This is a genomic window from Streptomyces sp. NPDC059900 (assembly GCF_050270335.1).
GTDB lineage: Bacteria > Actinomycetota > Actinomycetes > Streptomycetales > Streptomycetaceae > Streptomyces.
Window position 1 is genome coordinate 1 of the sequence record NZ_JBNNJZ010000680.1, and the last position, 4,012, is coordinate 4,012.

Annotated in this window: 5 protein-coding genes; 4 read left to right on the plus strand and 1 reads right to left on the minus strand. The window is 68.6% G+C overall.

Features of this window, described 5'->3' with window-relative positions:
- Window positions 1–485: 485 nt before the first annotated feature.
- The gene (locus ACQKIP_RS41860) at window positions 486–983 is read left to right on the plus strand and encodes a cupin domain-containing protein (RefSeq protein WP_365860366.1); all 498 of its coding nucleotides are present in this window, start codon (window positions 486–488) and stop codon (window positions 981–983) included.
- On the opposite strand, the gene ACQKIP_RS41865 is transcribed toward ACQKIP_RS41860, so the two are convergent.
- Window positions 938–1,381, minus strand: coding sequence for an ATP-binding protein (locus ACQKIP_RS41865; RefSeq protein ID WP_365860367.1), 444 nt, complete (start codon window positions 1,379–1,381; stop codon window positions 938–940). The two genes, ACQKIP_RS41860 and ACQKIP_RS41865, sit on opposite strands and share 46 nt — an antisense overlap.
- Before the next feature lie 165 nt (window positions 1,382–1,546).
- Here ACQKIP_RS41865 and ACQKIP_RS41870 point away from each other — a divergent pair, with 165 nt between their 5' ends.
- The 3 genes from ACQKIP_RS41870 to ACQKIP_RS41880 form a co-directional block, all read left to right on the plus strand.
- Entirely contained in the window at window positions 1,547–2,092 is a 546-nt protein-coding gene (locus ACQKIP_RS41870) for a UTRA domain-containing protein (protein ID WP_365860487.1), read from the plus strand.
- The gene (locus ACQKIP_RS41875) at window positions 2,089–2,868 is read left to right on the plus strand and encodes a GntR family transcriptional regulator (protein WP_365860368.1); all 780 of its coding nucleotides are present in this window, start codon (window positions 2,089–2,091) and stop codon (window positions 2,866–2,868) included. Before ACQKIP_RS41870 ends, ACQKIP_RS41875 begins: the two co-directional genes overlap by 4 nt.
- A 171-nt stretch (window positions 2,869–3,039) precedes the next feature.
- Window positions 3,040–4,012, plus strand: a 973-nt coding sequence (locus ACQKIP_RS41880) for an EamA family transporter (protein ID WP_427745402.1), incomplete at its 3' end; no start/stop codon positions are given.

The window sequence follows — 4,012 nt, forward strand, 5'->3', positions numbered from 1 at the left end:
CCCCGCGCGTGGTAAGCCGACCGGCGGGCCGGGGGGCGGGACTCTCGACCAGGGGGGTGGGGTTGTGCGGTGTTCGTGTCGGGTGCGGACTGGTTCGTCGGGGGTGGCCGGGAGGGGACGGCGGGGTGCGCGGTCGCTCCGGGGGTGGGTGCTCGTTTCGTCAAGCGTCCGGCGGCGGTCCGGCGGCGGTCCGGCGGCGGTCCGGCGGTGGTCCGGCGGTGGTCCGTCTGTGGGGAGTGGGGGAGTGTGGGAGCGGGGGGTGGGACCTACTTTGCGAAGTTGTGTTCGGGTAGTTGGGGGGCGCGCGTGTTGTGGGGTGCGCCCTTGTTGTCAGTAGGTGCCGGGCCCCGGTGGGTGGGTTCGGGGGGTGGGAATTGACCCTCCTTTCTGGGGTTGGATTGCACTCCGTTGAGGGTCTTTTGGGTTCATAGAGTGGGGGAAACGGCGGCGCGAGAAGTCGCCGGAGAGTCGAAGGAGACACCCTCATGAGCAGCAAGAACTCCAGCTCCGCCGCCCTCCTCACCCGCGCCTCGGACGCCGAAACAAGTGCTGATCCGAGCAGCGTGATGACCCTGCTTGCCGACACGGACGGGCCCGGCGGTGGGTTCACCGTTTACCGCTCCACCTTTGCCGAAGGCGCCGTCGGTGCTCCGGCTCACTTCCACACCAAGGCCACGGAGCTGTTCTTCGTGATCAGTGGCTCGCTGAGGGTCCTCGTGGGCGAGGAAGTCGTCGTGCTGAACGGGGGTGACTTCCTCGCCGTGCCCCCGCACACCCCGCACGCCTTCGCCGCCGCCCCCGGTTGCACCGCGGACGTTCTGTTCGTCTTCACGCCCGGCATGGGGCGCTTCGACTACCTCCGCCTCCTCGGCAGCGTGATGCGCGGCGAGACCGACCCGAAGAAGATCGCCGAGTCCTCGGAGCAGTACGACAACCACTACGTCGACAGCCCTGTGTGGCGGGATGCCCTCGCTGCCTCCTGAACGGCCCCCTCGCCTGTCGCGGCTTTGAACGTGAGCCACACGGTTTTGCCGGCGGAGTGTTCTGTCACGCCGAAGTCGTCGGCGAGTTCGCGGACCAGGTGGAGGCCCCGCCCGCCGCAGCCGTCGGGGGTGAGAGGCGATGGCGTGGGTCTGCCGTCGCCGCTGTCCCGGACCGTGATGTGGAGGTCGGTGCCGTCGGTCGTGAGGCCGAGTTCGAAGTCGCGCCCCGGTGGGACTCCGTGCAGCAGGGCGTTCGTGGCCAGTTCGGAGACGCAGAGCCGGATGTCGTCGAGCCGGTCGACGACGCCCCAGGTGGTCAGGGCGTTGAGGGCGAATGTGCGTGCCGCGCCGACAGACTTCGGGGAACGGGGGAATCGCTGCCGCTGTGTCAGGTCCACGGTGAACCGCCGCCTTGTACGCAGGAGTTGTACGATCGAGGAGGACCTTGCTGCTATTCGCGAATAGCAGCAAGGTTGGGCCAAGGCGCCGACTCAGGGTGAGTTGGCTACGGTACGAGCGCGGTGCAGCGCAGCGAGAAGCCCTTCGGCGGACGGGAGTTCACCATGAGCAGCAATGGCGACTGGGTCAGTACGTCGATGCCGTATCTGAAGCCGAGAGAGCGAGGCCGCTCCGACGCCTGGGGCGCTGAAGCGGCCGCGCAGGGGCGCAGAGGTACTCAGCGCATCGTCCAGGCCGGTGAGGTTCCGGCGCCGCGGGAGGTCGCGGAGCTGCTCGGGGTGGCCGAAGGGGAGGTGGTGGTCGTGCGGCGGCGGATCATCGAACTCGACGGGGAGCCGAATGAAATGACGGATACGTACTATCCCGTCGAGATCGCCCGCGGGACGCCGCTTGCCGCCACGGGCAAGATTCGGGGTGGTGCGGTGACGTTGCTCGCCGAGCTCGGGTATGCCGGCGTCACCGTGCGTGAGGACGTCGCCGCCCGGATGCCGGATGAGGAGGAACAGGCGGTTTTGCGCACCGGCGTGGACGAGCCCGTCCTGCGGCTGGCTCGCGTGACCCTGGACGGAGAGGGGCGGCCCATCCAGGCCGACCTGATGACCATGCCCGCCGCTCGCCAGCGCCTGCGTTACGAGATCAGGATCGGATGACCGTGCCCCGTACCGACACCACCGCGGCCGACTGCCGGGCCCTGCACGAGCGGATTGCCGCCGATGTGCGGGACGAGATCATGAGCGGGGAGCTGGCGCCCGGCGCCAGGATTCCCTCGACGGCGCAGCTCAAGTCGAGGTTCGACGCCTCCAGTGCCACTGTGCAGAAGGCGTTGCAGCTGCTCAAGGACGAAGGTCTTGCCGTGGGCCGCGCGGGCTCGGCCGTGACCGTCCGCGAGCACCGGCAGCGGACCTTGCGCCCTGCCGCGTATATGGCTCCCGCCGAATCCGGTGGCTCCTATCGCTGGCTCACCGAAGTGGCAGAGGGTGGCACGAGCCCTCACAGCACGCTGCTGGAGGTTGCGGAGGTGGTTCCACCGGCTGATGTGTCGGCGGTGCTGGGGCTTGGCGAGGGCGGCACGGCCGTCTTGCGCCGGCAGCTTCTCTCGATCGGCGACGAGCCCGTGGAGCTGGTTGCCTCCTACTACCCGGTGAGTATTGCCGAGGGCACCGCGATCATCGAGCGCCGCAAGATTCGTGGCGGCACCCCGGCGCTGCTGTCCGATCTCGGCTTTCCGCCCCGGCTCAGTGTCGACCGCGTCTCGGCGCGGGTGCCCACGCAGGAGCAGTACACGGCGCTCCGGCTGCCCGGCAGTCTTCCGGTCCTCCGGACTTTGCGCGTCGTCTACAGCGATGACGAAACGCCCATTGAGGCGACGGTGATGGTCAAGTCCGGGCACCTCTACGAGCTGCAGTACGAGTTCACGCCGATGTGAGACGGCAGGCCGCACCCGCATCGCCCTCATCTGGAGGGGTGCGCGCTGCCTCGGTATGTGGACCTGGTTTGCGTACAGCAGTGAAAGGGTTCCACAATCCTTACGTGGTCTACTACCTTGGACGGGACAGTTCAGGTGAATGGACTGGGTCACGTTGGTGGAGTGGAAGGGTTGGCTGTGGACGCGTCGAGTAGGGGGCAGGAGGCGGCCGTCGGTGGGCGGTGGGGTGCCCTCGGGCCCGTCGGGCTTGTGCTCGCCGGCGGGGTTTCCGTCCAGTTCGGCGGGGCCATTGCCGTCAGCGCGATGCCCAAGGCCGGGGCCCTGGGCATCGTGGCCCTGCGGCTTGTCTTTGCCGCGCTCGTGCTGATGATCGTGTGCCGGCCGCGGCTGCGGGGGCACAGCAAGGCCGACTGGGGGACCGTCCTTGCCTTTGGTGTGGCCATGGCCGGGATGAACGGGCTCTTCTATCAGTCCGTTGCCCGGATTCCCATGGGGCCTGCCGTGACCCTTGAAGTGCTCGGGCCGCTCGCCCTGTCCGTTCTTGCGTCTCGGCGTGCCGTGAATTTGATTTGGGCTGGGCTCGCTCTGTGCGGCGTCTTCCTGTTGGGGGGCGGGGGCGGGTTCTCCGGGCTTGATCCTGCTGGTGTCGCGTTCGCGCTCGGCGCCGGGGTCATGTGGGCCACGTACATCGTCTTCAGCGCTCGTACGGGGCGGCGCTTTCCACAGGCTGACGGGCTTGCCCTCGCGATGGTCGTCGCCGCTGTTCTGTTCGTGCCGCTCGGGCTCGTCGAGTCCGGGGACAAGCTCGTCCGGCCCGAGGTGCTGGCGCTCGGTGCCGCTGTCGCCGTGATGTCGTCCGTGCTGCCGTACACGCTTGAGCTGCTCGCGCTGCGGCGGCTGCCCGCCTCCACTTTCGCGATCATGATGAGTCTGGAACCGGCCATCGCTGCCGTCGCCGGGTTCCTCGTCCTTGAGCAGGCTCTGTCCGTGAATGAGGCGTTGGCCATTTCGTTGGTCATCGCCGCCAGCATGGGGGCCGTGCGGACCCAGGTCGGGCGTGGTCAGGGGCGTAAGGCCGGGGGTGTCGTGTCCGGGTCCGCGCCCGAGGCCGTGCTCGTCGAGGCCGGGGAGAGCGTTCCGGAGC